Source organism: Conexibacter sp. CPCC 206217, assembly GCF_030646165.1.
Lineage (GTDB): Bacteria > Actinomycetota > Thermoleophilia > Solirubrobacterales > Solirubrobacteraceae > Conexibacter.
Genome location: NZ_JAUTDO010000016.1, coordinates 1 through 26,964, shown reverse-complemented (window position 1 = coordinate 26,964; position 26,964 = coordinate 1). Strand labels below are relative to the sequence as shown.

General features: G+C 71.1%; 25 protein-coding genes. 4 read left to right on the top strand and 21 right to left on the bottom strand.

Annotated elements, in window-relative coordinates; genetic code table 11:
* Window positions 1-27 precede the first annotated feature (27 nt).
* Genes Q7L65_RS26585 through ftsE form a run of 4 tightly spaced genes read right to left on the bottom strand, consistent with a single transcriptional unit; the run spans window position 28 to window position 5,011 of the window.
* Complete coding sequence (locus Q7L65_RS26585; RefSeq protein ID WP_304726353.1) at window positions 28-1,851, bottom strand: ribonuclease R family protein; 1,824 nt, start codon at window positions 1,849-1,851, stop codon at window positions 28-30.
* Entirely contained in the window at window positions 1,848-3,053 is a 1,206-nt protein-coding gene (locus Q7L65_RS26580; RefSeq protein WP_304726352.1) for a S41 family peptidase, read from the bottom strand. The genes Q7L65_RS26585 and Q7L65_RS26580 overlap by 4 nt, the downstream gene beginning before the upstream one ends.
* A 48-nt stretch (window positions 3,054-3,101) precedes the next feature.
* The gene (ftsX, locus tag Q7L65_RS26575; RefSeq protein ID WP_304726351.1) at window positions 3,102-3,995 is read right to left on the bottom strand and encodes a permease-like cell division protein FtsX; all 894 of its coding nucleotides are present in this window, start codon (window positions 3,993-3,995) and stop codon (window positions 3,102-3,104) included.
* Window positions 3,992-5,011 carry a cell division ATP-binding protein FtsE gene (gene ftsE, locus Q7L65_RS26570; protein ID WP_304726350.1) on the bottom strand — a complete coding sequence of 340 codons (1,020 nt, stop codon included), beginning with the start codon at window positions 5,009-5,011 and terminating at the stop codon, window positions 3,992-3,994. Before ftsE ends, ftsX begins: the two co-directional genes overlap by 4 nt.
* A 172-nt stretch (window positions 5,012-5,183) precedes the next feature.
* Between ftsE and Q7L65_RS26565 the strand changes: the two genes are divergently transcribed.
* Together Q7L65_RS26565 and Q7L65_RS26560 are read left to right on the top strand one after the other, a co-directional pair.
* Window positions 5,184-6,437, top strand: a complete 1,254-nt coding sequence (locus tag Q7L65_RS26565; protein ID WP_304726349.1) for a pitrilysin family protein — start codon at window positions 5,184-5,186, stop codon at window positions 6,435-6,437.
* 74 nt (window positions 6,438-6,511) lie between these two features.
* Window positions 6,512-6,889 (top strand): hypothetical protein, encoded by a 378-nt coding sequence (locus Q7L65_RS26560; protein ID WP_304726348.1) that lies wholly within the window; start codon window positions 6,512-6,514, stop codon window positions 6,887-6,889.
* 59 nt (window positions 6,890-6,948) lie between these two features.
* Here Q7L65_RS26560 and Q7L65_RS26555 read toward each other — a convergent pair whose 3' ends face one another.
* A complete protein-coding gene (locus Q7L65_RS26555) occupies window positions 6,949-7,500 on the bottom strand; it encodes a nuclear transport factor 2 family protein (RefSeq protein ID WP_304726346.1) in 552 nt (183 codons plus the stop codon).
* A gap of 102 nt (window positions 7,501-7,602) precedes the next feature.
* On the opposite strand from Q7L65_RS26555, the gene Q7L65_RS26550 reads away from it, so the two are divergent.
* Window positions 7,603-8,067: a MarR family winged helix-turn-helix transcriptional regulator gene (locus Q7L65_RS26550; protein ID WP_304726345.1), complete on the top strand. Its 465-nt coding sequence runs from the start codon at window positions 7,603-7,605 to the stop codon at window positions 8,065-8,067.
* A 39-nt stretch (window positions 8,068-8,106) separates the two neighbouring features.
* Here the strand turns inward: Q7L65_RS26550 and Q7L65_RS26545 are convergent, their stop codons facing one another.
* The 8 genes from Q7L65_RS26545 to Q7L65_RS26510 all read right to left on the bottom strand — a co-directional run bounded on the left by Q7L65_RS26545 (window position 8,107) and on the right by Q7L65_RS26510 (window position 17,437).
* The gene (locus Q7L65_RS26545; RefSeq protein ID WP_304726344.1) at window positions 8,107-8,433 is read right to left on the bottom strand and encodes a hypothetical protein; all 327 of its coding nucleotides are present in this window, start codon (window positions 8,431-8,433) and stop codon (window positions 8,107-8,109) included.
* Window positions 8,434-8,561: 128 nt separating this feature from the next.
* Window positions 8,562-9,551: a quinolinate synthase NadA gene (gene nadA / locus Q7L65_RS26540; protein ID WP_304726343.1), complete on the bottom strand. Its 990-nt coding sequence runs from the start codon at window positions 9,549-9,551 to the stop codon at window positions 8,562-8,564.
* 38 nt (window positions 9,552-9,589) lie between these two features.
* Complete coding sequence (nadC, locus tag Q7L65_RS26535) at window positions 9,590-10,486, bottom strand: carboxylating nicotinate-nucleotide diphosphorylase (RefSeq protein WP_304726342.1); 897 nt, start codon at window positions 10,484-10,486, stop codon at window positions 9,590-9,592.
* Entirely contained in the window at window positions 10,452-11,954 is a 1,503-nt protein-coding gene (locus tag Q7L65_RS26530; protein WP_304726339.1) for an aminotransferase class I/II-fold pyridoxal phosphate-dependent enzyme, read from the bottom strand. The genes nadC and Q7L65_RS26530 overlap by 35 nt, the downstream gene beginning before the upstream one ends.
* 78 nt (window positions 11,955-12,032) lie before the next feature.
* Window positions 12,033-13,148: a peptide chain release factor 2 gene (gene prfB / locus Q7L65_RS26525; protein ID WP_304726338.1), complete on the bottom strand. Its 1,116-nt coding sequence runs from the start codon at window positions 13,146-13,148 to the stop codon at window positions 12,033-12,035.
* A gap of 60 nt (window positions 13,149-13,208) precedes the next feature.
* Window positions 13,209-16,127, bottom strand: coding sequence for a preprotein translocase subunit SecA (gene secA, locus Q7L65_RS26520; protein WP_304726336.1), 2,919 nt, complete (start codon window positions 16,125-16,127; stop codon window positions 13,209-13,211).
* A gap of 123 nt (window positions 16,128-16,250) precedes the next feature.
* Window positions 16,251-16,604 carry a ribosome hibernation-promoting factor, HPF/YfiA family gene (gene hpf / locus Q7L65_RS26515; RefSeq protein WP_304726334.1) on the bottom strand — a complete coding sequence of 118 codons (354 nt, stop codon included), beginning with the start codon at window positions 16,602-16,604 and terminating at the stop codon, window positions 16,251-16,253.
* A 128-nt stretch (window positions 16,605-16,732) separates the two neighbouring features.
* The gene (locus Q7L65_RS26510) at window positions 16,733-17,437 is read right to left on the bottom strand and encodes a ComF family protein (RefSeq protein ID WP_304726333.1); all 705 of its coding nucleotides are present in this window, start codon (window positions 17,435-17,437) and stop codon (window positions 16,733-16,735) included.
* 62 nt (window positions 17,438-17,499) lie between these two features.
* On the opposite strand from Q7L65_RS26510, the gene Q7L65_RS26505 reads away from it, so the two are divergent.
* On the top strand, window positions 17,500-18,399 hold the full coding sequence (locus Q7L65_RS26505) for a cytochrome c oxidase assembly protein (protein WP_304726331.1): 900 nt from the start codon (window positions 17,500-17,502) through the stop codon (window positions 18,397-18,399).
* 39 nt (window positions 18,400-18,438) lie between these two features.
* Here Q7L65_RS26505 and Q7L65_RS26500 read toward each other — a convergent pair whose 3' ends face one another.
* The 8 genes from Q7L65_RS26500 to Q7L65_RS26465 form a co-directional block, all read right to left on the bottom strand.
* On the bottom strand, window positions 18,439-19,428 hold the full coding sequence (locus Q7L65_RS26500) for an NDP-sugar synthase (protein ID WP_304726330.1): 990 nt from the start codon (window positions 19,426-19,428) through the stop codon (window positions 18,439-18,441).
* 12 nt (window positions 19,429-19,440) lie between these two features.
* Entirely contained in the window at window positions 19,441-19,899 is a 459-nt protein-coding gene (locus tag Q7L65_RS26495) for an Rrf2 family transcriptional regulator (RefSeq protein WP_304726329.1), read from the bottom strand.
* Window positions 19,900-19,982: 83 nt separating this feature from the next.
* Window positions 19,983-21,254 (bottom strand): adenosylhomocysteinase, encoded by a 1,272-nt coding sequence (locus tag Q7L65_RS26490; protein WP_304726328.1) that lies wholly within the window; start codon window positions 21,252-21,254, stop codon window positions 19,983-19,985.
* 134 nt (window positions 21,255-21,388) lie between these two features.
* On the bottom strand, window positions 21,389-22,840 hold the full coding sequence (gene ahcY / locus Q7L65_RS26485; RefSeq protein ID WP_304726326.1) for an adenosylhomocysteinase: 1,452 nt from the start codon (window positions 22,838-22,840) through the stop codon (window positions 21,389-21,391).
* Window positions 22,837-23,244, bottom strand: a complete 408-nt coding sequence (locus Q7L65_RS26480) for a MerR family transcriptional regulator (RefSeq protein WP_304726324.1) — start codon at window positions 23,242-23,244, stop codon at window positions 22,837-22,839. The genes ahcY and Q7L65_RS26480 overlap by 4 nt, the downstream gene beginning before the upstream one ends.
* 88 nt (window positions 23,245-23,332) lie before the next feature.
* Window positions 23,333-24,382, bottom strand: coding sequence for a bifunctional phosphoglucose/phosphomannose isomerase (locus tag Q7L65_RS26475; protein ID WP_304726323.1), 1,050 nt, complete (start codon window positions 24,380-24,382; stop codon window positions 23,333-23,335).
* Window positions 24,379-25,479: an NDP-sugar synthase gene (locus Q7L65_RS26470; protein WP_304726321.1), complete on the bottom strand. Its 1,101-nt coding sequence runs from the start codon at window positions 25,477-25,479 to the stop codon at window positions 24,379-24,381. Before Q7L65_RS26470 ends, Q7L65_RS26475 begins: the two co-directional genes overlap by 4 nt.
* 37 nt (window positions 25,480-25,516) lie before the next feature.
* A complete protein-coding gene (locus Q7L65_RS26465) occupies window positions 25,517-26,818 on the bottom strand; it encodes a UDP-glucose/GDP-mannose dehydrogenase family protein (protein ID WP_304726319.1) in 1,302 nt (433 codons plus the stop codon).
* Between the last annotated feature and the right edge of the window lie 146 nt (window positions 26,819-26,964).

The window sequence follows — 26,964 nt, the reverse complement described above, 5'->3', positions numbered from 1 at the left end:
TCCGCGCAGCCCCGCCCGCGCGCGGGCTCAGAGCTCGAGCGGGAACAGGTCCACGCGGCCGCGCGGTGCGTCGACGCGGTCGACCTGCACGCGCACCGCGTCGCCGATCCGGATCGTCTTGCCGGAGCGCGTGCCGTGCAGCGCCGTGCCCTCCTCGTTCAACTCCCACCAGTCGCCGTGGAGCTTGCGGACGGGCATCATCCCCTCGTAGCCGTCGCCGAAGCTGACGAACGCGCCGGCGCCGATCACGCTCACGACCTCGCCGTCGAACTCCTGCTCCAGCCCGGTCTCGAACAGCATTCTCTCCAACAGGAAGCAGCGCGCGACGTCGTCGGCGGTGCGCTCGATCTGCATCGCGTCGCGCTCGCGCGCCGAGCACCAGTCGGCCGCACCCGGCAGCCGCGACGCGGCGGGCGCCTCCTCCCCACCACCGATCGCCGACAACAGCGCACGGTGGCAGACGAGGTCCGGGTAGCGGCGGATCGGCGAGGTGAAGTGGCAGTAGTGGTCAAGCCCCAGGCCGGTGTGGCCGAGGTTGCGCGGGTCGTAGCGGGCCTGCTTGAGCGAGCGCAGCACGAGGTTGGTGAGGCCGGCCTTGCCGCGCCCGGCCCGCTCGACGTGGTCGGCGACGAGGTGCGAGGCGTCGGCAATCGCCTCGGTCGCCTGCTGCGGCGTCGGGTGCTCGGGCAGCGGCGGAGTCGGCACGTCGAGCGATTCGAGCTGCGCGACGAGGCGCTCGGCGGCGCTGCCGTCGGGCCGCTCGTGGACGCGGAACAGCGCCGGCACCTTGCGCTCGGCCAGCAGCTTCGCGACCTGCTCGTTGGCGAGGATCATCAGGTGCTCGATCAGCCGGTGCGCCTCGGTCTGCACGACGCCCTCGGCGTCCGTCACGTGACCGTCGCGGTCGAACGCGAACTCGGGCTCGCTCGACTCGATCGCCAGCGCGCCCTGCGCGGCGCGCTGCTCGGCGAGCGCCGCCGCGGCCGCGCGCGCCGCCGCGAGCGGCTCGCCCCACGGGTCCAGCGCCGGCTCCTGCCCCGCGAAGATCCGATCGACGCGGTCGTAGTCCAGGCGCTCGTCGGAGCGGATCGTCGAGCGGTAGAACGACGAGCGCACGACTCTGGTCCCGTGCAGCTCCAGCTCGGCGGTGACGGCCAGCCGATCCTCGCCCGGCCGCAGCGAGCAGGCGTCGTTGGACAGCCCCTCCGGCAGCATCGGCTCGACCTTGCTGGGCACGTAGACCGACGTGCCGCGCTTGAACGCCTCGCGGTCGACGAGGTCGCCGGGGCGCACGTAGGCCGAGACGTCGGCGATGTGGACCCAGATGCGCCATCTGCCGGGCGCCAGCTGCTCGGCCGAGATGGCGTCGTCGAAGTCCTTCGCGCTGGCCGGGTCGATCGTGAACGTCGTCAGCGCGCGCAGGTCGCGGCGGTTCGGGACGTCGATCGCGCGCGGCTCGCGCGCGGCGCGCTCGACGGCCGGGTCGAAGCGGCGTCTGAGCCCGCGGTCGAGCATCAGCGCCTCGATCACGTCGCGCGCGACGTCGGGCCGGCCGATCTTGCGCACGACCTTGGCGTGTCCCTTGCCGCCGCGGCTGGCGACGCGCAGCAGCACGAGGTCGCCGACGGCGATGTTGCGGTCGCGGTCGACGATCATTCTCGGGCCGCGCTGGAAGAACGGCTCGCCGACGAGGAAGCGCCCGCGCTTCTCCAGCACGGCGACGACGTCGGTGCGCGGCAGCGGACGGTCGAGCTGCCGGTCGCGCGTGCGCAGGCGCGGCGCCTCGCGCTCGCGCTCCTCTTCGCGCACCCGCGCCGCCGCCCGCGCTCTGTAGTCGCGGCGCGGGCTCACCGTGACTCTGCGGCGAGCTCTCTGAGCGCGGCGTCGAGACCTTCGTCGTCGCGCGGGGTGTCGGGATCGTCTCTGGCGTAGACGTCGGGCCTGATCCCGTCGCCTTCTCTGACGCCTCTGCCGCCGATGTTGCGCCCGCTCGGGAGGAAGTACTGGCCGACGGTGATGTCGAGCGCGCCGCCGTTGGGCAGCTCGCGCACCTCCTGGAAGACGCCCTTGCCGTACGTGCGCGTGCCGACGACCTTCGCGCGTCTGCGGTCCTGCAGCGCGCCGGTGACGATCTCCGACGACGATGCCGTGTTTCTGTCGACGAGCACCACGACCGGCACCGACTGGTCGATCGCACCGCCGGTCGCGGTGTAGACGTGCCTGTCGCGCGCGCGGCCGTCGGTCGAGACGACCGTGCCGTCGGGGATGAAGATCGAGGCCGTGTCGACCGCCTCGTTCAGCAGGCCGCCGCCGTTCTCGCGCAGGTCCAGCACGATCCCTCTCGCGCCCTTGTCGAGCAGGTCGTCGATGGCCGCGCGCACCTGCGCGCTCGAGTTCGAGGTGAAGCTGGAGAACACGACGACCCCGTATCTGCCCGTTCTCGTCGTGACCATTCTCGACGTCACGACCGGCGAGACGATCTCGGCCCGCTCGATCGTCTCCTGTCTGCGTCTGCCGTCGCGCTCGACGGTGACCGTCACCGACGTGCCGGGCTCGCCCTTGATCAGGCCGATGCCGTACTCCTGCGGGTGCCCGGCGAGCAGCTCTCTGCCGACCGCCACGATCACGTCACCGGCTCTGAGGCCCGCCTTCGCCGCCGGCGTGTCGGCGATCACGTGGTTGATCGCAAGGCCCTTGGGGCTTCTGCCGACGGTCACGCCGATGCCGCTGAAGCGCGGGTTCGTCGACAGCTGGAATCTCTTGTACGTCTGCGGGTCGAAGTAGTGCGAGAACTGATCGTCGAGGCTGTTGACGGCGCCCTCGATGCTCTTGTCGACCAGCTGGTCGCGTGAGATCGGCCGGTAGTACGCGTCCTCGATCGTGTCGATCGCGCGCTGCACCATCTGCGCCTCGTCGTCGGCTACGAGCGCGCTGCGGACCGGCTTGGGCAGCACGCTCGCGTGACCGCCGAGGAAGATTCCCAGCACGAGCACCAGCACGAGGACGAACGCCCCGGCGAGAAGGATCGGAAGACGCGACGCTCGACGAGACACGACCCCAGCGTATCGAGCGTCATGTGCTGAGGATTAAGCAGAGCTCGCTCAGACCTTCAGGAAGCGACGCAGCGAGAGGCCGGAGCCGATCGCCGAGATCGCTATGCCGGCGCCCATCATGACCGCGACGAGCACGCCGAAGCCGATCGTCTCGGGCGCGGCGATCAGCGCGAAGTCGCTCGCGAGCGGGTCGATGATCGCGATCTTCCCGACCGCCAGCAGCAGGATCGCCAGCAGCGTGCCGAGCGCGCCGACGATCACGCCCTCGATCACGAACGGCCAGCGGATGAACCAGTCGGTCGCGCCGACCAGCTTCATCACCTCGACCTCGCGGCGGCGGGCGTAGAGCGACAGCCGGATCGTGTTCGCGATCAGGAAGATCGAGGCCGCGATCAGCAGTGCGCCGAGCGTGCCGGCCATCAGCTTCACGAATCTCGTCACCTGCAGGATCTTGCTGGTGTCCTCGCGCCGGTCGCGGATCTCGTCGATCGCGCCGTCGACCGGGGTGCGGCCGCCGCCGGCGGCGACGGGCGCCAGGTCCGACTTGATCTCCAGCACGTTGTCCGGGTCCTCGGGCGTGACGCGGAAGGTGTCGGGCAGCGGGTTGGAGCCCAGCAGCGCGAACGCCTCCGGATCCTTCTTGCGCTGCGCGTCGTACGCCTGCTGCTTGGAGATGAACTCGACGCGCTTGACGGCCGGCTCGTCGTCCAGCATCGCTCTGACGCGCGCGATGTCTCTCTGCGTCGCGCCTCTCTTCAGATAGACGTCGACGAGCACGCGCTGGCGCACGTCGTTGGCGGCGCCGGTGGTCGCCTGCACGATCGGGATGAAGACGCCGATCACGAGCATCGTGAGGAGGATCGTCGCGAGCGCGGCGAAGCTCGGCGCTGCGTTGCGCCCGAGCGAGCGCATCGCCTCGCGCAGGAAGAACCCGAGCTTCACGAGCGCGTGCGGGTCGGGGTGGGCGCGGACTCGACCGTGCGCGGCTCGACGCCGCTGCCGTCGTCGACGGCCGGGCGGTCGGCGGCGCGCTCGGCGGCCGCGCGCTCGGCGGCGCGGCGGCCGGTGATCCGTCTCGCCTCGACCGCCATCGTCTCCGGCGCGACGGGCGTGTCCTCGCGCAGGCGGGCGGCGAACTCGCGCGTCGACTCGTCTCTGGCGTAGGCGCCGGTCGCCTCGTCGCGCACGATCCGCCCTCTCGACAGCTCGATCACGCGGCGGCGCATCTTGTCGACCATGCCGTGGTCGTGCGTGGCGACGAGCACGGTCGTGCCGGTGCGGTTGATGCGGTAGAGCAGCTGCATGATCCCGATCGACGTCTCGGGGTCGAGGTTGCCGGTCGGCTCGTCGGCCAGCAGCAGCGGCGGATGGTTGACGAACGCGCGCGCGATCGCGACGCGCTGCTGCTCGCCGCCGGACAGCTGGTCGGGGTAGTTGTGCAGCTTCGTCGAAAGGCCGGTGAGGCGCAGGATGTCCGGCACCTTCGCGCGGATCTCCTTGCGCGACTTGCCGGTCACCTGCAACGCGTACGCGACGTTGTCGTAGACGGTGCGGTTCGGCAGCAGCTTGAAGTCCTGGAAGACGACGCCGAGGTTGCGGCGGAAGTACGGCACGCGACGGCGCGTGATCTCGCTCAGGTCGCGGCCGGCGACGGCGACCGAGCCGCCGCTGGGGTCCAGCTCCTTGATCAGCAGGCGCATGATCGTCGACTTGCCCGAGCCGGTCGAGCCGACGAGGAAGACGAACTCGCCGCGCTGGACCGAGAAGGTCGCCTGGTCGAGGCCGATCGCGCCGACGTCGTAGCGCTTCTCGACCGCTCTGAAGTCGATCACGGGGACGTTGCGGCGGGCAGCGGGCGGGGCCGCGGCGGGCGCTCTCGCGACAGCGGCACCGTGCTGCGGCGAATGCGCCGGCACCGCACGGCGGCGGGCGCTGTTTCTGCGGGCAGGGAGAGCCATAGGTCGTCCGAGGGTAGCGTGCGGCCCTCGCCGAGCGCGAATCCGGGCGCCGCCCTGCAAGCGGATTTGCAGGGGTTTTCGTGCAGGAGATCGGAGCGCGGGCGCGACGGGGTCGCGTGGACCGGCCGCGCACGCACGCGAGGACCCGAGCCGTCCCCGCTATCGTCGGACCATGACCGCGATCTCCTCTTCCACCGCGCCCAACGGCCTTCCGATCCACCGCGTGCAGCTCGACGGCACGCGCGCCGTGACCGCGCTCGTCGCGTTCGACGCCGGCGCGCGTACGGAGCGCGCCGAGGAGAACGGGATGGCGCACTTCCTCGAGCACCTCGTCTTCAAGGGGGGCGAGAAGTTCGTCACCTACAGAGACGTCAACGAGACGGCCGAGAACCTCGGTGCGCAGCTGAACGCCTACACCTCGCACGACCTCGTCGCGTTCCACATCACCGCGCGCGCCGAGAAGGCGCTCGAAGCGATCGACCTGTTGACGGACTTCGTCGGCCGCCCGCGCCTGGACGCCGAGGAGCTCGACCGCGAGCGCGGCGTCGTGATCCAGGAGATCGCGCGCGCCAACGACCAGCCGTCGACGGTCGCCGAGCACCTGATCGACAGAGCCGCGTTCGGCGACCACCCGCTCGGGCGCCCGGTGCTCGGTCCTGTCGAGCACCTGCGCGACACCTTCACGCGCGAGGCGATCGTCGCCTTCCGCGAGCGCCAGTGGGCCGGCCCGCGCGGCGGCGCGTTCGTCGTCGGCAACCTCGAGCACCTGCCCGCCAACGGCGCGTTGGACGAGCTGTTCGACCGCTTCCCCACGATCGACCCGGCCGGCCCGGCCGAGGCGGCGCCCGCGTTCGCCCCGCGCACGCTCGTCGAGGAGCGCGACTCCAACCAGTCGCACCTGCGGATGATCTACCGCCCCGAGGTCGACCCGACCGACCGCAGAGCGCGCGCCGCGCTGGCGATCTACGCGACGCTGCTGGGCGGCTCGATGGGCTCGCGCCTGTTCGACGAGATCCGCGAGCAGCGCGGCCTCGCCTACTCGGTCTACGCGCTCGCGCACGCCTTCTCCGACGTGCCGATCCTGCAGCTGTCGGCCGGGCTCGACTCGACCAGAACGATCGAGGCCTACACGCGCATGCGCGAGATCGTCAACGAGCTGCGCGAGCAGGGCCCGACCGTCGAAGAGGTCGAGCGCGCCCGCGCCTACGCCGCCGGCGCGCGCGTGCTGGCGTTCGAGAACACCAACGCCGTCGCCCGCCACGCCGCCACCCAGGCGATCGTCTACGGCGAGAGAATCGACCCCGACGCCGCGATCGCCGCCCTCGACGCCGTCACCTACGACCAAGTCGCCGAGGTCGCTCGCGGCATCGCCGACGAGCTCGCGATCGGCGTCGTCGGCCCCCACACGGTGGCCGACTTCGCCTGAGGCGGACGAACTCGGCGCCGTGAGTCGATGACCCGCGTTGCACTCACGGCGCCTTAGGAGCGACAATCGTCCGCGTGCCCCCGGAGGACCTCGGCCTCAACACATCCGAGCTGCGCAGGTACGTGCAGCGCGTCAGCGATCGCTGGCCCGTGGAGCATGTGCTCGTCGGCGGCGCGCGCGTCGACGACGCCAGAGGGGCGTTGCCGCAGCGCGAGCGCGGGCCGGAGTGGGTCGTGGTGCTGATCTCCAGCTTCTTCGACGGGGTCCCCTGGCTGGAGCGCGTCTACCAGGCCGGCTCGCTGTGGGACGCGGCCGAGATGGGCGCGCCCGCCGACGTGCATGCCTACACGCCACTCGAGTTCGAGCGCAAGCGCGTGACGCTGCGGCCGGTCCGCGACGCCGCCGAGCGTGGCCTCGACCTGTTCGCAGCCGGCCGCGCGCCCGGCGACTGAGCAGCGGCGAGTCTTGCCCCACCACGGGGCAGAACTCGCCGCTGCTCGGGTGCGGGCGACTACGTGGGTGTGGCGGTCGCCCACACCGGAGTGACGCCGACGTGGGAGAGGCGCCAGCCGGCAGGGGTGCGCACCGCGTCGAAGCCGTAGCGCTCGCCGAGCGTGCGCTGCGGTGCGGGAAGCACACCGGGCGCTGGCGCCCCACCGGGGGTGACGAAGACGACGACGAGGTTGGCGGCGACCGTCGCGCGGTCGCCGTCGAGGTCGACGAGCGCGTCGGTGATGCGGTGCTGGGTCGGCACGGCGTGGTTGCGGCTCGCCTGCGCGACGACCGCGTCGATGCCGCGCGATCGGCCGCCGGGCGTGTCGACCGTGACGTCCTCGGTGAAGACCTCGCGCGCGGCATCGAAGCGGTGCTCGTCGAGGAAGCGGCCGAGCCGCGCGACGAGCTGGGCGATCTCGGCGCGGTCGTTCAGCTCACGAAGCTGGCGCCGCATCTCCGCGATCTGCTCGCCGGTCACGCCCGCGGCGCCGCCCTCAACCACCTCGGCGCCGCCGCTCGCCGTCTCGTCGGTCACGCTTGTGCCCGCCTCCGTCGTGGTGCCGTTCATCAGTGTCTCCGTTTCATTTTAGTTGGCGTCACCAACGTTGGTCCCACCAACATAACAGGTAAGCGTTGGCGAATCCAACGATTCCGCTACGGTGGTCCGTCGATGGACGAGATCGACGACGTGCCGAGACGGCTGTGGCAGCTTCCGAGCTGGCTGCTCAACCGCGCCGCGCGGGAGGCGACGGCGGTTGTGGGCGACGCCTTTGCCCGCGCCGGGGTACGGCGCCACCACTTCACCGTGTTGCTGACGCTGGCTGAGTACGGACCGGCGAGCCAGGCGTCGCTGGGGCGGCGGTTGGGAATCGATCGCAGCGACATGGCGGCTGTCGTCGGCGATCTGGAACGCGACGCGCTGATCGCCCGCGCCCGCGACGCGAATGACCGCCGTCGCAACGTCGTCACGCTCACGCCGGCCGGCGAAACCACGCTGCAAACCCTCGACGCGCGCGTCGAGGCCGCGCAGGACGAGCTGCTCGCCCCGCTCACGACGATGGAGCGGGACGAGCTGACGCGCTTGCTGACGCGGCTCGTCGCGGGCCGCGACGGGCAGCCGCCCGCGCGCGTCTGAGGGCGCCTCGCCGGGCAGCCGCCAGCACGCGCCCGACGCCTACTTCGCGTCCGCGCACTCGATCGGCGTCATGTCGCGCATGTAGCCGAGCTGTTCGATCGTCAGGTAGGCGTCGTCCACCGCTGCGTCCAACGGCGCGGGGGCGTAGGTGTGGTCGCCCATGGAGCGGTGCGCTTCCAGCACGCCGTCCTGGATCCTCAGGTGCAGGTAGCGGCGGGTGATCTGGTGCTTGTAGGCACGCAGCTCCTCACCGCCGCCGGGGTGCGGCAGGTAGGCCATGAACATCCAGCCGTCCAGCCAGGCTTCGGGGAGCGCGCGCTCGAGCGGCGCCCAGTCGGGCGGCTCGAATCTGATCGTCGGTCGCATCCCCCAACGGTCGCGCGGGGCGCTGCGACGGCACAACGGCCAGTCTGCGGCGAAAGTGCGGGGAAAGACGCGCGCGCGACGCGCAGCCGACCCGCCATGCAGCGGATCGGCGCGCGCCGCAACCGCTCCTACGCGTTGATCGCGACCATCCGCTCGATCGGGACGCGGGCGCGCTCCGCGATCGACTCGGGGACCTTCACCTCGGTGCGCAACTCGCGCAGCGACTCACGCAGCTTCGGCAGCGTGATCATCTTCATGTACTTGCAGCTGGCGCGCTCGTTGGCGGCGATGAACTCGACGTCGGGCGCGGCCTCGCGCAACGGGTAGAGCATGCCGGTCTCGGTCGCGACGATCACCGGCGCGTCCGAGCCCTGGTGCTGTTGGGCGTAGGTCAGCATGCCGCCGGTCGAGAGCATGTGCACGCCCTCGGCGTCGACGTCGCCGGCGGCGACGTACTCCATCACGCTCGTCGAGCAGCCGCACTCGGGATGGATCAGGAAGTCGGCGCCGGGATGCGCGGCGCGCACGGCGGTGATGTCGTCGGGGCGGATGCCGGCGTGGACGTGGCATTCGCCGTCCCAGACATGCATCGAGCGGCCGATCCGCTTCTCGACGTAGGCGCCCAGGAACATGTCCGGGCCGAACAGGATCTCGGTGTCCGGACCGTGCTCGCGGAGGATGTGCTCGACGACTCTGACGGCGTTGGACGACGTCACGCAGTAGTCCGTCTCGGCCTTCACCTCGGCCGTCGTGTTGACGTACATCACGACGATCGCGCCCGGATGCTTCGCCTTCCAGGCGCGCAACTGGTCCGCGGTGATCGAGTCCGCCAGCGAGCAGCCGGCGTCGGCGTCGGGGATCAGCACGGTCTTCTCGGGCGAGAGGATCGAGGCCGTCTCGGCCATGAAGTGGACGCCGCAGAAGACGATCGTGTCCGATTCGGTTCTGGCGGCCCACTGTGACAGCCCGAGCGAGTCGCCGACGTAGTCGGCGACGTCCTGGATCTCGGGCAGCTGGTAGTTGTGGGCGAGGATGACGGCGCCGCGCTCCTGCGCGAGCGCGCGCACTTCCGCCTGCAACGCAGGGATGTTCTCGAGCATCAGCGGGGCCTGCGACATGGGGGGACCGCTATGCGCACTTGGGAGGACGGGGAGGCTCATGTTGACTCCAAGAGGAGGGAGAGATCGAGCGCTGGGGCCGAGTGCGTCAACGCCCCAACTGAGATGAAGTCTACGCCGGTCTCGCCGATTTCCCTCAACGCGCCCAGCGTGACTCCTCCGCTGGCCTCCAGCGACGCGCGTCCGGCCGTGCGCTGCACAGCCTCCCGCATCGTCGAAAGGTCCATGTTGTCGAGCATGATCCGCGCCGCGCCGGCCGCGAGCGCCTCGTCCAGCTCGGCGAGGTCGGTGACCTCGACCTCGATCGGCAGGTCGGGCCGCGCCGCGCGCGCCCGTCGCACCGCCTCCCCCACCCCGCCGGCCGCGGCCGCGTGGTTCTCCTTGATCAGGATCTCGTCGTACAGGCCGATGCGGTGGTTGACCCCGCCGCCGGCGTGGACCGCCGCCTTCTCGACCATCCGCATCCCCGGCGTCGTCTTGCGCGTGTCCAGCACGCGCGCGCCGGTCCCCTCCAGCGCCTGCACGCAGCGCGCCGTCAGCGTCGCGACGCCCGACAGCGGCCCGAGGAAGTTGAGCGCCGTGCGCTCGGCCGTCAGCAGCGCGCGGGCGTTGCCCTCGACCTCCAGCACGGGACCGTCCTCGCGCCAGACGCCCTCCTCCACGCGCCGCTCGATCCGCGCATCCGGATCGAGCGCGCGAAACGCGCGCTCCGCGAGCGAGACGCCGTAGACGACGCCGGGCGCCTTCTGGCGGATCCGCGCGATCGCGCGCGCGTCGGCGGGGACGGTGACCGCGGCGGTCGCGTCGCCGTCGCCGACGTCCTCGGCGAGCGCGCGCGCGACGAGGTCGTCGAGCTGGGCGGGGTCGAGCTGCGGGGCGCGGCGCTCGCGGTCCTTGCGGTCAGCGGGCAGCGGCGGAGTGGGTGCGGAGGACATTGATCGTCTCGAAGGCCGGGTCGCTGGCACCGTGCAGGCGCGCTCCTGCCGCGACGAGCTGGCGCAGGTAGGCGACCAGCTCGGCGGTCACACGCTCGCCGGGCAGCAGGGCTGGGATGCCTGGAGGGTAGCCGGCGATCGACTCGCACGAGATCCGTCCGACGGCGTCGTCGACGCCGACGACCTCCGCGACGCCGAGGAACGCCTCGCGCGGCGCGCACGCCAGCTCGTTCTCCAGCGCCGCCGACGGCATCACGATCGCATCGCGCGCGCCCGGCCGGGCGACCCGCGCGATCGTCTCGGCGAAGTCGTGCGCGAAGCGCTCCAGCGCGTCGACGGGCTGCGCGACGCCGAGGATCAGCACGAGCGTCGCCTGCGTCGCCAGCTCGACGTGGATGTCGTAGGCGGCCTTCAGCGCGGCTGACACCTCGTAGCCGGTGCAGCCGGTGCCGCGCACGTCGATCACGATCCGCAGCGGGTCCCATGCGGCGGCGCCGGGAGCGCCGACCATCTCCTCCCCGACGACCGCGCAGCCCTCGACGCGGTCGATCGCCTCGCGCGTGCGCTGCGCCGCGGCGAGCGTCTGCGACAGCAGCGCCTCGCCGTGGACCGCGAGTTGGCGGCGCGCGCTGTCGAGCGAGGCCAACAGCAGCGAGCTGGGGCTGGTCGAGCGCAGCAGCCGCACGACGCGGGCGATTCTGGCCGGATCGACGCGGCTGTCGTGCGCGACGTGCAGCATCGCCGACTGCGTCAGCGAGCCGACGATCTTGTGCGTCGAGGTCAGCACGGCGTCGGCGCCGAGCGTCAGCGCCGACTGCGGCACGCTCGGATGAAAGCCGAAGTGCGGGCCCCACGACTGGTCGACGACGAGCGCGGCGCCGGCCGCGTGCGCGACCGCGGCGAGCGCGCTGACATCCGCGGCGATCCCGTAGTAGGTCGGCGAGACGACGAACACGGCCGCGGCGCCGGGCGTGCGCGCGAGCGCCGCCTCGACCGCCTCCGGCGCGACGCCGTGCGCGAGCCCGAGGCCCGCGTCGAGCGTCGGCGAGACGAACGTCGGCAACCCGCCGGACAGGACCAGCCCGTCGACCATCGAGGCGTGCGCGTTGCGCTGCAGCACGACCGGCGTGCCGAGCGGCGCGAGCACGAGGCAGAGGACGTGGTTGCCCTGCGTCGCGCCGTTGGTGAGGAACCAGGTGCGCTGCGCGCCGTAGGCGTCCGCGGCGAGCTGCTCCGCCAGCTCGTACGGCGTCGGCGACGGGCCGATGTCGACTCCCTCGGTGTCCTGCGGCACGTCGAGCTGCAGCGCGCTCTCGCCGATCGCGTGCAGCAGGCCGGGATCAGCGCCGGGACCGCCCTTGTGGCCCGGGACGTGGAAGCGCGTGACGCCGCGGAAGCCGTAGGCGACGAGCGCGTCGAGGTACGGCGCGGTCGGCTGGCGCCCGTCGGGCGCGGCGTCGCGGCTCATCCGACTGGCGCGCCGCCGCGAGCCGCCGCGCGGCTCGTCGGGGTCTCTCGCCGTCGCGAGCCGCCGCGCGCCATCCGGCTATCTCGCCGCAGCCTTCAGCAGGTAGGCGCGCACGAAGCCGTCGAGGTCGCCGTCGAGGACGCGGCCGGTGTCGCCGACCTCGTAGTCGGTGCGGTGGTCCTTGACCATCGAATACGGGTGCAGCACGTAGGAGCGGATCTGCGAGCCGAAGTTGACGTCCTGCGCCTCGCCCTTCTCGCGCGCGATCTCCTCCTGGCGTCTGCGCTCCTCCAGTTCGACCAGCTTGGAGCGCAGCATCGCCATCGCGGTCGCGCGGTTGGACGACTGCGAGCGCTCGTTCTGACACTGCACGACGATGCCGCTCGGACGGTGCGTGATGCGCACCGCGGAGTCGGTCTTGTTGACGTGCTGGCCGCCGGCGCCGGAGGCGCGGTAGGTGTCGACCTGCAGGTCGTCGTCGTCGATCTCGACCTCGGCGGCGTCCTCGACGACGGGCGCGACCTCGAGGCCGGCGAACGACGTCTGGCGGCGGTTGGCGGAGTCGAACGGGCTGAGCCGAACGAGCCGGTGGACGCCCTTCTCGGCACCGTAGAGCCCGTAGGCGTTCTCGCCTCTGACGAGGAAGGTGGCGGACTTGATGCCGGCCTCCTCGCCGGGGCTCACCTCCAGCAGCTCGACGTCGAAACCGCGCTTCTCGGCCCAGCGCATCTCCATCCGCAGGACCATCTCGGCCCAGTCCTGCGCGTCGGTCCCGCCCGCGCCGCCGTTGACGGTCACGAGCGCGTCGCCGGAGTCGTATCTGCCGGAGAAGAGGCGCTCTTCCTCGAGCTGCTCCAGCCGTCGCTCGACGGAGGCGATCGCCTCTGCCAGCTCACCCGCCAGCTCGCGGTCCTCCTGCGCCATCTCGGCGAGCGGCTCGAGGTCCTCGACGTCGCTGAGGAGCGTGCGGTAGGACTCGAGCTTGCGGCTGGCGCGGGCGTGCTCGGCGCTCGTCTTGGCGGCCTTGTCCTGGCTGTCCCAGAAGCCCGGCTCGCCCATCACCTGCTCCAGCTCGGCGACCTGCGCCTCGAGCGCGTTCGGATCGACGTAGTCGGCCAGCAGCGCCAGCTGGTCGCGGATCGCCCGCAGGCGCTGCGGTGTCGACTCCGAGGATGTGGGAGGTGTGGTGGACATCCCCCCTCAGGCTAGCCGAGAGGGGATGACGCGCGCTGCGCGGGGCGGGCTACGGGCCGCTCAGGCGGCGCCGTGGCACCGCTTGAACTTCTTGCCCGAGCCGCACCAGCAGGGATCGTTGCGGCCGATCTGGTCGATCGCGTCGACCCTGCGCTGCTCGACGCGCGGAGCGGCGTCCTCGTCGACGACCGGCTGATCGTTGCTGCCGGCGGCAAGCGCGGCGGCGTCGGGGTCGGTCGTCATCGCCGAGTAGGGCGCCATCGTCGAGCTGGCCGAGCCGGAGTAGGTGAAGCCGCCGGTCGTCCACGAGCTGTTGCTCGTCGGCGCCTGCGGGATGACCTCCTGCGGCGGCGCCTGCTCCTGCTCGCCGCCGTCGATCTGCACCTCGACGTTGAAGACCATCCGGGCGAAGTCGGCCCAGATCGTGTTCATCAGGTCCTGGAAGAGCGTGAAGCCCTCGTTCTTGTACGCGACGAGCGGCTCGATCTGCGCGAACCCGCGCAGGTGGATGCCCTCGCGCAGGTAGTCCATGTCGTAGAGGTGCTCCTGCCAGCGCTGATCGATGATCTGCAGCAGCAGGTAGCGCTCCAGCACGCGCATCAGCTCTTCGCCGAGCTCCGCTTCGCGCTCGTCGTAGCGTCTGAGCGCATCCTCGCTGAAGACGCGCTGCAGCTCGCTGCGCTCGATCGTGTTCGGATCGATGTCGTCCTGCGTGAAGCTGAGCGGGAATATCTCCGCGACTCTCGCGAACAGGCCATCGACGTCCCAGTCCTCGATGTAGTCGCCGGGCGTCGCCTCGTCGACGGTGCGCTCGAGCATCTGCGCGATCTGGTCGCGCGCCTCGCCGCCCATGTCGCGGCCCTCGAGCACCTCGTCACGGTAGGCGTAGACGATCCGGCGCTGCTCGTTCATGACGTCGTCGTAGTCGAGCACGCGCTTGCGGATGAGGAAGTTCTGCTCCTCGACCTTCTTCTGCGCCTTCTCGATCTGCTTCGACAGCAGGCCGGCCTCGATCGGCTCTTCCTTGCCCTCGTCGTCGGTCGTGCCGAAGCGGTCGAGGATCTTGTAGATCCGCTCGCCGGCGAACAGGCGCACGAGGTCGTCCTCGGCGGACAGGTAGAAGCGCGTCTCGCCCGGGTCGCCCTGGCGGCCGGAGCGACCGCGCAGCTGGTTGTCGATGCGGCGCGACTCGTGACGCTCGGTGCCGATGATGTAGAGGCCGCCGGCTGCGACGACTCTCTCGCGGTCCTCCTCGACGCGCCGCTCGATCTCCGGCAGCACCTTCGCGTAGTGCTCGTCGTAGTCGGGGTCGCCGGGCTGCAGGCCGAGCTTGACCAGCTCGCGCGCGGCGAGGTGCTCGGCGTTGCCGCCGAGCTTGATGTCGACGCCGCGGCCGGCCATGTTGGTCGCGATCGTGACGGCGCCGGAGCGGCCCGCCTCGGCGACCGTCTCGCCTTCCTTCTCGGCGTGCTCGGGCTTCGCGTTCAGGACTATGTGCGGGACGCCGTGGCGCGCCAAGCGCGCGCCGAGGTCCTCGGAGACCTCGACCGAGATCGTCCCGACGAGGATCGGCTGGCCTCTTCTGTTGCGCTCGACGATCTCGTCGACGACGGCCTGCCACTTGCCCTCTTTGGTCTTGAAGACCTGGTCGTTCTGGTCCTTACGTATCATCGGGCGATTCGTAGGGACCTGCACGACGCCGAGTCTGTAGATCTTCATGAACTCGGTCGCCTCGGTGATGCCGGTGCCGGTCATGCCCGAGAGCTTGTCGTAGAGGCGGAAGTAGTTCTGGTACGTCACCGTCGCCATCGTCTGGTTCTCTTCGGTGACGCTGACGCCCTCCTTCGCCTCGATCGCCTGGTGCAGGCCCTCAGACCAGCGGCGGCCCTCGAGGATGCGCCCGGTGAACTCGTCGATGATCGCGACCTCGCCGTCGATCACGGCGTAGTCGACGTCGCGTCTGTAGAGCGCCTGCGCGCGCAGCGACTGGATCAGGTGGTTGACGAGATGGCCGTTCTCGGCGCGGTAGAGGTGGTCGATGCCGAGGAAGCGCTCGGCCTTCTCGACGCCGCGCTCGGTGATCGCGACCGTTCTGTGCTTCTCGTCGAACTCGTAGTCGAAGTCCGCGACGAACTCCTTCTTCGTGCGCGGGTCCATCCCCTCCGGTCTTCTGCCCGGGGTGAGCTTCGGAGCGAGCCTCGCGAAGCGGGCATACAGCTCGCCGGCCTCCTCGGGGGCGCCGGAGATGATCAGCGGCGTGCGCGCCTCGTCGATCAGGATGTTGTCGACCTCGTCGACGATCGCGAACGTGTGCGCGGCGGAGCGGCGGTCGAGCCGGTCCTTCGGGGTGCGCACCTCGCCGAGGTCGCGGCCGCCGTGCTGGACCTTGTCCTCCAGCGAGCCGGCCATGTTGTCGCGCAGGTAGTCGAAGCCGAACTCCGAGTTGGTGCCGTACGTGAGGTCGGCCGCGTAGGCGGCGCGCTTCTCCTCGGTCGGCTGCATGTTCTGCAGCACGCCGTACGTGACGCCGAGCGCGTCGTAGATCGGCGACATCCACTCGCAGTCACGGCGCGCGAGGTAGTCGTTGACCGTGACGATGTGGACGCCCTTGCCGGCGAGCGAGTTGAGGATCGCCGGGAGCGTGCCCGTCAGCGTCTTGCCCTCGCCGGTGCGCATCTCGGCGATGTTGCCGTCGTGCAGGACCATGCCGCCGATCATCTGCACATCGAAGTGCCGCATGCCCATCGTGCGACGACCGGCTTCGCGCACCATCGCGAAGCAGTCGTAGAGCAGGTCCTCGAGCGGCTCGGGCTTCTCTCCGCGTGCGCGCTCGCGCAGTTCGTCGGCGGCCTCGCGCAGTTCCGCGTCGGACATCGCCTCGTACTCGGGCTCCAGCGCGTTGATCTTCGCGACCCGCTGCTCGTAGCCCTTGAACTTCTTTGCTTCGCCCATGCGAAGTGCGCGATCAATCAACGACATGGGGCCTAGCGTAGCATCGGCGAAGGGCCTGGATGCAACCCCGATGTGACAGGCGAACCTTCAGGAATCCGAAGATCCCGCGGGCGCCGCGACCAGTCGTCGCAGCGCCGGCGGAGCCCGTCCCTACGCCTGTGCCTGAGCGCCGTAGACGGCAGCCTGCGCAGCGCGCGTCTCGCGGCGCTTGCGGCGCTTGTCGCGGTGCCGCTTGACTTGTTTGAACATCTGCTCCTCGCAGCAGTTGATCGCGTGGCTCATGTCGGTCGCGGTGGCGCGGGCGCGCAGCGTCACGCCCTTGAGGTAGAGGGTGGCCTCGGCGATCTGCGGCTCGGCGATGGAGGGGTTGTGCTCCTCGACGAGCTCGACCTCGAGCTGCGCGAGCTCCGACACCTGGCGGGCGATCTTGCGGAAGCGCCGCTCGATCTGCTCTTGCTGGGCCTGGGTGACGGACGTGTGGCGTCCCTTGACCTCGATGCGCATGGCAACCCCTTTGCTGGGTGGGCGCTGGTGTACCTCGTCCATGGTAATCCCCCCGCACCCCGGATCTGCAAACGCTGGGCGAACGTACGAGCGATGACCGTCGGCGCGCCAGCCGCGGAGGTTTCGGCTCAACCCCGCAGCGCCCGCGCATAGGCGACCGCGGCGACGTGCTCGCAGCCGGCGGCTCGCAGCGCGCGGGCGCAGGCGTCGAAGGTCGCGCCGGTCGTGTGGACGTCGTCGACGAGCAGCGCCCGCCGCGGCGGCGCGCCCGCGACGCGGATCGCCAGGCGGCCGGAGCGCAGGCGGGTCGCGCGCGAGGCACCGAGCTGCCGCGTCGCGGGACCGTCGCGGCGCAGGCACGGCGCGAGCGGCAGGTCGCGCCGCCGGGCGAGCGCGGCGGCGATCCGGGCGGCCTGGTCGAAGCCGCGGCTGCGCCGTCGCGCCGGGTGCAGCGGGACCGGCACGAGCGCGACGTCGCGCAGCAGCGCGGGCGGCGCGCCGGCGGCGATCTGCGCCGCCATCAGCTGCGCCAGCGGCAGCGCGCCGCCGAACTTCAGCGCCGCGACCAGCTCGCGCGCCGGCCCGTCGTACGCCAGCGGCGCCCACGCGGCAGCGAAGGCGGCCGCGTGCGCGGGGCACGGCTCGCCGCACGGCAGCGGCAGCCCGCAGCGCACGCAGCGAGGCCCGCGCAGCCATGGCAGCGCCGCCCGGCAGTCAGCGCAGAGGACCGCGTGCGCGGCGGTGAGCGCGGTCCGGCAGGCGGCGCAAGCGGGCGGGACGAGCGCGGCGAGCAGCTCGTCGCGGGCGCGCAGCAGGAGGTCCGCAACGTTCATCCGCGAACCCTCCCCCACCCCGCTGTGCCGTCTCAACCCCCCGACTGCGACAATCGTCGCGCATGTCTCCTGACTCTTCGTGGAGCTTCGCGCCAGGCGTCGTCATCGCACTCGTGCTGTACACGGCGGTCTACGTCTGGCGCTGGCGCGAGTCGCGCACGCCGACGGAGCCGCACCCGCCGAGCGGCTGGCGGCTGGTCGCGTTCCTCGCCGGCATCCTGACGCTCGTGATCGCGCTCTGTTCGCCGGTCGACATCCTCGGCGAGCAGATCTTCGCGATGCACATGGTCCAGCACGTGCTGCTGCTCGACGTCGCGCCGATCCTGATCATCCTCGGCTTCACGAAGGTGCTGCTGCGCCCCGCGACGCGGCGGATCCACGAGGTCGAGAAGCGCGCCGGCTTCCTCGCCGCGCCGCTGTTCGCGGTCTTCTTCTACACCGGCGCGATGTGGGTCTGGCACGTCCCGTCGCTGTATGACGCCGCCGCCGAGAACAGCGGCATCCACGTGATCGAGCACCTGACCTTCTCGGCCGCCGGCTTCCTCTACTGGTGGCACCTGCTGTCGCCGGTCTCGACGCGCCTGCGTCGCGACGGCATGACGCCGATCGTCTACATGCTCAGCACGAAGGTCACGGTCGGCTTCCTCGGGATCCTGCTGACGTTCGCGCCCGAGGCGATCTACCCGTACTACGAGAGCCGCCCCGAGTACTGGGGCCTCACGCCCGAGAGCGACCAGGCGCTGGCGGGCGCGATCATGGCCGTCGAGCAGGCGGTCGTGATGGGGATCGCGATCGCGTTCCTGTTCGTGCGGATGCTGAACGAGTCGGAGAAGAGACTGCAGCGCGCCGAGCGCCTCGAGGACCGCGCGGAGGCCGAAGCGGAAGCGGCGGCGCTCGCGGCTGCCGCCGGCGAGACGGCGGCAGCGCGCACCGCGCAGCAGCCGCCGCCGGTCAGCCCGTAGGGCCGGCGCGCAGCCGAGCGCGCCGGCTCAGCCCGTGCCTCAGGTGCGCGGGCGCATGCGGTCGACGATGCCGGTGCTGCCGGCGATCGCGCCGATCAGGATCCCGCCGGCCGCGACCTCGGTGCCGGGCAGCACGACCGAGTCCTTCAACGCCGCGCCGTCGCCGATCGTGGCGCCGTCGCCGATCACGAGCGGGCCCTGCAGGCGCACGTCGTTGCCGATCCGCACGTCGCGACCGATCCAGACGGGCGGCTCGACGAGCGTCGCGCCGTCCAGCGTCGTGCCCTCGCCAGCGATCACGTCCTCCGCGATCGGCTCGCCCTCGACCTCGATGTGCAGCTTGCCGCGCATCGCGTCGAAGGTGCCGTCCTTCAGCTCCGACAGCGAGCCGACGTCGTTCCAGTACTCGTCGATCTCGTGGATGTGGAACGGCACGTCCTGCGCCAGCAGCGCCGGGAAGATGTCGTTCGCCCAGTCGACGAAGGGCGCGTCGGGGAAGTAGTCGAAGATGCGCGGCTCGAACAGGTAGATGCCGCAGTTGCCGAGGTCCGACAGCGCCTCCTCCGGCGCCGGCTTCTCCTGGAAGCCCGTGATGCGGCCGTCGGCGTCGTGCAGCACGACGCCGAACTCGCGCGTGTCGGAGACGCGCTTGACGGCTATCGTCGCGACGCCGCCAGCCTGCTTGTGGCGCGCGACGAACTTCGACAGGTCGATGTCGGTCAGCGCGTCGCCGGAGATGATCAGGAAGGTGTCGTCGGCGAGGAAGTCGGCGCAGTTGCGGACGCCGCCGGCGGTGCCGAGCAGCGCAGGCTCTTCGCGGTAGGCGATCTCGTCGCCGAAGTAGTGGCGGATCGTGTCCGGGAAGTAGTGCAGGTTGGCGACGATCTCCTCGATGCCGTGGCGTCTGAGCAGGTCGACGATGTGCGCCATGACGGGTCGGTCCAGGACCGGCACCATCGGCTTGGGGAGCTCGTACGTGAGTGGGCGGAGGCGCGTACCGAGCCCCGCGGCGAGGACCATGGCTTTCATCGAGGCGTGAGGCTAGCGTGTCAGCCAGGCGTCCGGGTCGGCGGTGCGCGATCTGACCGCGTCCGGCAGCGCGCCGGCCGCGAGGTCGGCGAGCGTGACGTGCTCCAGCACGTCGCGCAGGCTCGCGCGCACGGCGACCCAGACGTCGCGCAGCGGCTCCGCGGAGCCGTCGAAGGTGAGCTTCTCGGGGCGCTCGCCGGCGACCGCGGCGAGCGGGCCGTCGATCGCGCGGATCACGTCGGCGACGGTGATTCTGTCGGCCGGCTCGGCGAGCCGATAGCCGCCCTCGGCGCCGCGTCTGGAGATGACGATGCCGCCCTGGCGCATCTGCACGAGGATGTTCTCGAGGAAGCGCAGCGGTATCCCCTGTGCGTTGGCGATCTTCTCGCTCTTGAGCGGGTGCTCGTCGGTTACCGCGGCCAGCTCGACGGCGGCGCGGACGGCGTAGTCGGTCTTCGCGGAGATGCGCACGCATCGGATTGTGTACGACTGGGCGGCGGCGTGCTGGCTCCTCACCGACCGGCCCCGCCCGCCGAGGCGTCGCGCGACGGTCTCTAGGTGCCGAGTTCCCAGGAGGTCAGGTAGCTCTGCTGGGCGTCGGTGAGCGTGTCGATCTCGACGCCGAGCGATGCCAGCGCGAGGCGCGAGATCTCGTGGTCGAGCTCGCGCGGGACGTCGTAGACGCGTGGTCTCAGCTCCTGCGCGTGGCGCACGATGTACTCAGCGACGAGCGCCTGGTTGGCGAACGCGACGTCCATCACCGCGGCGGGGTGGCCCTCGGCGGCGGCGAGGTTGACGACGCGGCCCTGCGCCAGCAGGTGGAGGCGGCGGCCGTCGGGCGCGACGTGCTGCTCGACGTGCTCGCGCACGGTCCGCCGCTCGGGCGCGACCGCGCGCAGGTCGGCGAGGTTCAGCTCGACGTCGAAGTGGCCGGCGTTGCACAGCAGCGCGCCGTCGCGCATCAGCTCGTAGTGCTCGCGCCGCACTACGTCGCGGCCGCCGGTGGCGGTGATGAAGATGTCGCCCTTCGCCGCCGCGGCCAGTGCCGGCATCACCTCGAAGCCGTCGAGCTTCGCCTCCAGCGCGCGCAGCGGATCGACCTCGCAGACGACGACCTGGCTGCCGGCGCCGCGGGCGCGCAGCGCGATCCCGCGGCCGGTCCAGCCGTAGCCGAAGACGACCGCGACGCGGCCGGCGAGCAGCGTGTTGGTGGCGCGCAGGATGCCGTCGAGCGTCGACTGGCCTGTGCCGTAGCGGTCGTCGAAGAAGCGCTTCGTCTGCGCGGCGCCGACGGCGACGACGGGGAAGCCGAGCTTGCCCTCGGCCTCCAGCGCGCGCAGGCGCAGGACGCCGCTGGTGGTCTCCTCGGTGCCGCCGAGCAGCGCCGGCAGCAGCTCGGTGCGGCGGCTGTGCAGGACGGAGATGACGTCGGCGCCGTCGTCCATCGTGACGTGCGGCTCGGTGTCGACGACCCGCTCGATGTGGTCGTAGTAGGTCGCCATGTCCTCGCCCTGGAAGGCGTGCACGGCGACGCCGGCGCGGTCGACGAGCGCGGCGGCGACGTCGTCCTGCGTCGAGAGCGGGTTGGAGGCGCACAGCGCGACGTCCGCCCCGCCCGCACTGAGCGTGCGCACGAGGTTTGCCGTCTCGGCCGTGACGTGGTGGCAGACGGCGATTCGCACGCCGTCCAGCGGCCGCTCGCGCGCGAACCGTTGGCGGATCGAGCGCAGCACGGGCATCCGCGCGTCGGCGTACTCGACCCGCCCCTGACCGACCTCGGCGAGCCCGAGGTCGGCGACATCATGGTGCGGCGGCGCTCTGGTCATGACGCGGGTACGGTCGTGTGAGCGGACCGGATCGTGGATGCCAGGTGCGGCGGGCCGAGCCGACAGGGACGGAGTCCCACGAGGTTCGGCACGTCGTGACTGGCGCCGCGAGGCGGTTCGCTCACGCGATCGAACTAGTAGCGGTAGTGGTCGGGCTTGTACGGGCCGTCGACCGGGACGCCGATGTAGGCGGCCTGCTCGTCGGAGAGCTTCGTCAGTCTCACGCCGAGCGCGTCGAGGTGCAGGCGGGCGACCTTCTCGTCGAGGTGCTTCGGGAGCACGTAGACCTTTCTCTCGTAGTCGCCCGGCTTCGTGAACAGCTCGATCTGGGCGATCGTCTGATTCGTGAACGAGTTGCTCATCACGAACGACGGGTGACCGGTCGCGTTGCCGAGGTTCAGCAGGCGGCCCTCGGACAGCATGATGATCGTGTGGCCGTCCGGGAAGCGCCACTCGTCGACCTGCGGCTTGACGGTCTCGCGCACGATGCCGTCGAACTTCGTCAGGCCGGCGATGTCGATCTCGTTGTCGAAGTGGCCGATGTTGCCGACGATCGCCTGGTGCTTCATCTTCGCCATGTCGTCGACGGTGACGATGTCCTTGTTGCCCGTCGTCGTGATGAAGATGTCGGCGGTGCCGATCACGTCGGCGAGCGTCGCGACCTCGTAGCCCTGCATCGCGGCCTGCAGCGCGCAGATCGGATCGATCTCGGTGACGATGACGCGCGCGCCCTGGCCACGGAGGGACTCGGCGCAGCCCTTGCCGACGTCGCCGAAGCCGCAGACGACGGCGACCTTGCCGCCGATCATCACGTCGGTCGCGCGGTTGATGCCGTCGATCAGCGAGTGGCGGCAGCCGTAGAGGTTGTCGAACTTCGACTTCGTGACGGAGTCGTTGACGTTGATCGCCGGGAACAGCAGCGTGCCGGCCTCGGTCATCTCGTAGAGACGGTGGACGCCGGTGGTCGTCTCCTCGGTGACGCCTCTGATGCCCTGGCCGATCTTGGTCCACTTCTGCGGATCCTCGCCGAGCGTGCGCTGCAGCAGCGTCAGGAAGACCGTGAACTCCTCCGACTCGGCCGTCGAGGGGTCCGGCACGGCGCCGGCGGCCTCGAACTCGGTGCCCTTGTGCACGAGCATCGTGGCGTCGCCGCCGTCGTCGAGGATCATGTTGGGCCCGTCGGCGCCGGGCCACGTCAGCGCCTGCTCCGTGCACCACCAGTACTCCTCCAGCGTCTCGCCCTTCCAGGCGAAGACGGGGATGCCCTTCGGATCCTCGGGCGTGCCGTCAGGACCGACGGCGACGGCGGCAGCAGCGTGGTCCTGCGTGCTGAAGATGTTGCAGGAGACCCAGCGGACCTCGGCGCCGAGCGCGGTCAGCGTCTCGATCAGCACGGCGGTCTGGATCGTCATGTGCAGGGAGCCCATGATGCGCGCGCCCTTGAGCGGCTGCGCGGCGGCGAACTCCTCGCGGATCGACATCAGGCCGGGCATCTCGTGCTCGGCCAGCTGGATCTCCTTGCGCCCGAACGCGGCGAGCGAGAGATCGGCGACCTTGAAATCGTGCTGAGTGGACGTGGCGGTCATCCCGTGCTTCCTCCGGTGTGTTCAGTGGCGATGGTGGGCGGCGCGCTGACGGCGGCCGCGAGCAGCTTCTGATGCTTGTCCTGCTCCCAGTCGAGCCAGTCGCTCGCGGCGACGTGCTCGGGCTTGGCGGGCTCTGCTTCGAGCCATTCCTCGACCGCGCCGCGCAGCTCGGCGTCGTGGCCGAGGCGCAGCGCGAAGACGACGTCGGACAGTCCCAGCTCGAAGCGCTGCAGCAGCTCGCGCAGCGTGCGCAGGCGCTGCAGCTCGGCGGCGCCGTAGAGGCGGTAGCCGGACGCGGAGCGCGCCGGGACGACGAGGCCGCTGCGCTCGATGTAGCGCAGCATGCGGGGCGACCAGCCGGTCGTCTCCGCGGACTCGTGGATCGTGAGGGCGTCCGTCGTCATCGGCGGCGCCAACCTTACCAGAGGCGTGTCAAGGTTTTGGTGAGGCGGCAGCGTGCCGCCGGCGCGGCACGCTGCCACGGCGGCGAGTTCAGCCGCCCGCGAGCACGACTTTGAGCCGCTCGATCGCCTCGACCGGCGTCGGGTCGATGCCGCTCAGCACGGCCGTGTAGAGCGAGACGAGGTCGCCCAGCAGGACGAGCGAGACGAGTCGCTCGACGCGCGTCTCGCCGCGTCCCTCGACGCGGTACGAGGCCGCGGCGTTGTTGCTGATCAGGCCGCGCGTCAGCTCGATCCGCTGGCGCACGCGCGGGTGCAGGTCGGAGTCGTCGAGGAAGACGGCGCTGAAGCGGCCCAGCTCGGCCGCGCCCTGCCAGCCGACGAGCTCGTTGTGGTTCAGCTCGGGCAGCTCCGACGCGAACGCGGGAACCTTCGCGTTCTCGTTCAGCTGCGTCTTCCAGCGGTAGGCGATCGGCGCCGTCAGGCCGGCGCCCGCGATCTGCGTGATCGTGCCCTGCACGCCGCGGGCGATCTCCTTCGCGAGCGAGTCCTCCGCGCCGTCGGGACCCCACTCCTTCACGAGCGTCTCCAGATGCGCGGCGGCGACGTCGATCTCGGAGTGCAGCGACTCGGCGGCACCGCACAGCGCGGCGACCTCGAGCGCGATCACGAGCATGTAGCCGACCGCGACGCGCGGCTGGAACATCCCCGGCAGCGGGATCACCGGCACGTCGTCGGCGCGCGCGGCGGCGGCGAGCTTGCCGCCGGTCGTCGCGACGATCCGCTGCGCGCCGATCACGCCGGCCGCCTCGTAGGCCGCGAGCGTCTCCTCCGTGTTGCCGGAGTAGCTGGCGCACAGGACGGTCGACTCGTGCGTCGTCCAGGCCGGCAGGCCGTAGTCGCGCGCGACGGCGATCGGGCGCGAGGCGCGGTCGCCGAGGACGGCCGCGGCGAGCGCGCCGCCGATCGCCGAACCGCCCATGCCGGCGACGATGAAGCCGCCGGGCGCGTCGTGCTCCTGCAGTCTCGCCGACTCGACGCGCCAGAGCGCGTCGCGCAGGTGCTCGGGAAGCCCGAGCAGGTCGTCGATCTGCTTGCTGGCGTCAACGGCCTCGACGGCCTCACGCGTGAGTTGGCTCAAAACTTGATCGCTCCGTCGGGAAGGGACACGTTCGGGAACAGGCGGGCGCCCGCCTCCAGGTGGTTCTCGGCACCGAGCACGACGCCTTCGCCGAGCACGACGCCCTTGCCGACGCGACAGCTGGCGCCGAGCTGAACGCCCGGCCCGACGATCGCGTGCGTGATGCTGGTGTTGGCGCCGACGACCGCGCCGTCGAGCACGACCGCCCCGTCGACGTGCGCGCCCGCACCGATCGAGACGTTGCGGCCCAGCACGGTTCGACCGCTGACGAGCGCGCCTCTGGCGATCGTCACGCCGTCGCCGACGTGCGCGGGCCCGACCAGCCGGCCCTCGACCGTCGTGCCGCTGCCGAGCGCGACGCTGCGGCCGTCGTAGCCGTCCGGCACCGACGTCTTGACGGCGCCGTCGAGGATGTCGTGCGTCGCCTGCAGGTAGCGCTCCGGCGTGCCGATGTCGAGCCAGTAGCCGCTCGACTCGTAGCCGTAGAGGCCGTTGTCGACGAGCGTCGGGAAGACCTCGCGCTCGATCGAGACGTTGCGCCCGGCGGGGATCCCGTCGAGCACCGAGCGCTCCAGCACGTAGGCGCCGGCGTTGACGAGGTTCGTGTCGATCTGGTCCGGGCTCGGCTTCTCCAGGAAGGCGCGCACGCTGTTGTCGCCGTTCAGTCTCACGAGGCCGTACGCCGACGGGTCGTCGACGCCGATCAGCGCGAGCGTCAGCTTCGCGCCGGTGCGCTCGTGCTGCGCGATCTGCTCGGTCAGGTCTATGTCGGTCAGCACGTCGCCGTTGAGCACGAGCACGCGCTCCTCCAGCAGCGACTCGGCGAACTTGATCGCGCCGCCGGTGCCGAGCGGTCTCGGCTCCTCGACGTAGCGCAGGCGCACGCCGTAGGCGCTGCCGTCGCCGAGCACGTTGCGCACGCCGGAGGCGAGGAAGCCGCACGAGATGACGGCGTCGTCGACGCCGTGGCGCTTCAGCCACTCCAGCATGAACGCGATGAAGGGACGGTCGACCAACGGGACGACCGGCTTCGGGACCGTCGCGGTCAGCGGCCGCAGCCGCGTTCCCTCGCCACCGGCCAGGATCAGCGCCTGCATCCGCACACTCTCCTCTGGCGTCGTGGCGAGGCGACGTTCACGAGCCGCTCCGCCCGACGCCTTCGTAGTCGAAGCCGGCGCCGCGCACGACGTCCGGATCGAGGTGGTTGCGTCCGTCGATCACGAGTCTGCCGGCCATCTGCTGCCCGGCGACGGTCCAGTCGAGCTCGCGGAACTCGGGCCATTCGGTCACCAGCACGGCCGCGTCGGCGCCCTCCAGCGCGCCGATCGCGGAGTCGGCGAACTCGACGCGCGGCATCAGCTTGCTGGCCTCCTCCGCTGCAAGCGGGTCGTAGGCCGCGACGACCGCGCCCTCGCCCTGCAGGCGCGACGCGAGCACCAGCGACGAGGCCTCGCGCATGTCGTCGGTGTTCGCCTTGAAGGCGAGGCCGAGCAGCGTGATGCGCTTGCCGACGAGCGTGCCGAGGTGCTTCTGCAGCTTTCTGATCACGCGCCGCTTCTGCAGCTCGTTGACCTCGATCACCGCGTTGAGGAGCTGGAAGTGGTAGCCGGAGTTGCCGGCCAGCAGCTTCAGCGCGCTGACGTCCTTCGGGAAGCAGGAGCCGCCGAAGCCGATCCCCGGGCGCAGGAACTTCTGCCCGATGCGGTCGTCGAGGCCCATGCCGCGCGCGACCTCCTCGACGTCGGCGCCGGTCTCCTCGCAGACGTTGGCGATCTCGTTGATGAACGAGATCTTCGTCGCGAGGAAGGCGTTGGAGGCGAGCTTGACCATCTCCGCGCTGCGCACGTCGGTGCGCACCAGCGGCGCCTGCAGCGGCGCGTAGAGGTCGACGACCGCGTCGCCCGCCCAGTCGCCCTCGTCGCCGACGACGACCCGGTCCGGGTTGCGGAAGTCCGCCAGCGCCGAGCCCTCCTTGAGGAACTCGGGGCAGGAGACGTAGCGGAAGCCGTCCTTGCCGCGGGCGGCGAAGGCGCGCTTGATCGACTCGCCGGTGCCGACCGGGACGGTCGACTTCATCACGAGCGCGTGACGGTCCGACGCCGGCATCGCGTCGACGACCGCGTGCACCGCGGACAGGTCGGCGTCCCCCGAATAGGTCGGCGGCGTGCCGACCGCGACGAACAGCAGCCGGGCGTGCTCCAACGCCGGTGCGAGGTCCGTCGAAAAGTGCAGAAGGTGTCTGTTGGCGGCGATCGACTCGGCGAGTCCGGGCTCGTAGATCGGGATCTCACCGCGCTCGAGGCGGTCGATCTTGGCGGCGTCGATGTCGACGCACCAGACCTCGTTGCCGAGCTCGGCGAAGCCGGCGGCGGTCACGAGTCCTACGTAGCCGGTGCCGATCACGGCGATCGGTTCGCGCTGCTGTTCCTGGCTCATGCGGTCGCGAAGCCTACTAGGCCGCCGGACAGGTCCGATCCGAGCGCGCGCGGCGGCGCTGCCGCAAGCCGCCTGACGCTATCTGCCGAGGCGGGTGAGCGAGCCGGCGATCTGCAGCATCTGGTCGTTGCTGAGCTTCTTCTCGA

What these genes read in the sequence shown, in the direction of transcription:
- prfB (WP_304726338.1), bottom strand. Translation starts at nt 13,148, where the DNA reads ATGTCCACCACACCTCCCACATCCTCGGAGTCGACACCGCAGCGCCTG.
- nadA (WP_304726343.1), bottom strand. Translation starts at nt 9,551, where the DNA reads ATGTCGCAGGCCCCGCTGATGCTCGAGAACATCCCTGCGTTGCAGGCG.
- hpf (WP_304726334.1), bottom strand. Translation starts at nt 16,604, where the DNA reads ATGCGCATCGAGGTCAAGGGACGCCACACGTCCGTCACCCAGGCCCAG.
- Q7L65_RS26505 (WP_304726331.1), top strand. Translation starts at nt 17,500, where the DNA reads ATGTCTCCTGACTCTTCGTGGAGCTTCGCGCCAGGCGTCGTCATCGCA.
- ahcY (WP_304726326.1), bottom strand. Translation starts at nt 22,840, where the DNA reads ATGACCGCCACGTCCACTCAGCACGATTTCAAGGTCGCCGATCTCTCG.
- Q7L65_RS26545 (WP_304726344.1), bottom strand. Translation starts at nt 8,433, where the DNA reads ATGCGACCGACGATCAGATTCGAGCCGCCCGACTGGGCGCCGCTCGAG.
- Q7L65_RS26555 (WP_304726346.1), bottom strand. Translation starts at nt 7,500, where the DNA reads ATGAACGGCACCACGACGGAGGCGGGCACAAGCGTGACCGACGAGACG.
- Q7L65_RS26490 (WP_304726328.1), bottom strand. Translation starts at nt 21,254, where the DNA reads ATGACCAGAGCGCCGCCGCACCATGATGTCGCCGACCTCGGGCTCGCC.
- Q7L65_RS26465 (WP_304726319.1), bottom strand. Translation starts at nt 26,818, where the DNA reads ATGAGCCAGGAACAGCAGCGCGAACCGATCGCCGTGATCGGCACCGGC.
- Q7L65_RS26530 (WP_304726339.1), bottom strand. Translation starts at nt 11,954, where the DNA reads ATGAGCCGCGACGCCGCGCCCGACGGGCGCCAGCCGACCGCGCCGTAC.
- Q7L65_RS26470 (WP_304726321.1), bottom strand. Translation starts at nt 25,479, where the DNA reads ATGCAGGCGCTGATCCTGGCCGGTGGCGAGGGAACGCGGCTGCGGCCG.
- nadC (WP_304726342.1), bottom strand. Translation starts at nt 10,486, where the DNA reads ATGTCCTCCGCACCCACTCCGCCGCTGCCCGCTGACCGCAAGGACCGC.
- Q7L65_RS26510 (WP_304726333.1), bottom strand. Translation starts at nt 17,437, where the DNA reads ATGAACGTTGCGGACCTCCTGCTGCGCGCCCGCGACGAGCTGCTCGCC.
- Q7L65_RS26480 (WP_304726324.1), bottom strand. Translation starts at nt 23,244, where the DNA reads ATGACGACGGACGCCCTCACGATCCACGAGTCCGCGGAGACGACCGGC.
- Q7L65_RS26550 (WP_304726345.1), top strand. Translation starts at nt 7,603, where the DNA reads ATGGACGAGATCGACGACGTGCCGAGACGGCTGTGGCAGCTTCCGAGC.
- ftsE (WP_304726350.1), bottom strand. Translation starts at nt 5,011, where the DNA reads ATGGCTCTCCCTGCCCGCAGAAACAGCGCCCGCCGCCGTGCGGTGCCG.
- Q7L65_RS26565 (WP_304726349.1), top strand. Translation starts at nt 5,184, where the DNA reads ATGACCGCGATCTCCTCTTCCACCGCGCCCAACGGCCTTCCGATCCAC.
- Q7L65_RS26500 (WP_304726330.1), bottom strand. Translation starts at nt 19,428, where the DNA reads ATGAAAGCCATGGTCCTCGCCGCGGGGCTCGGTACGCGCCTCCGCCCA.
- secA (WP_304726336.1), bottom strand. Translation starts at nt 16,127, where the DNA reads ATGTCGTTGATTGATCGCGCACTTCGCATGGGCGAAGCAAAGAAGTTC.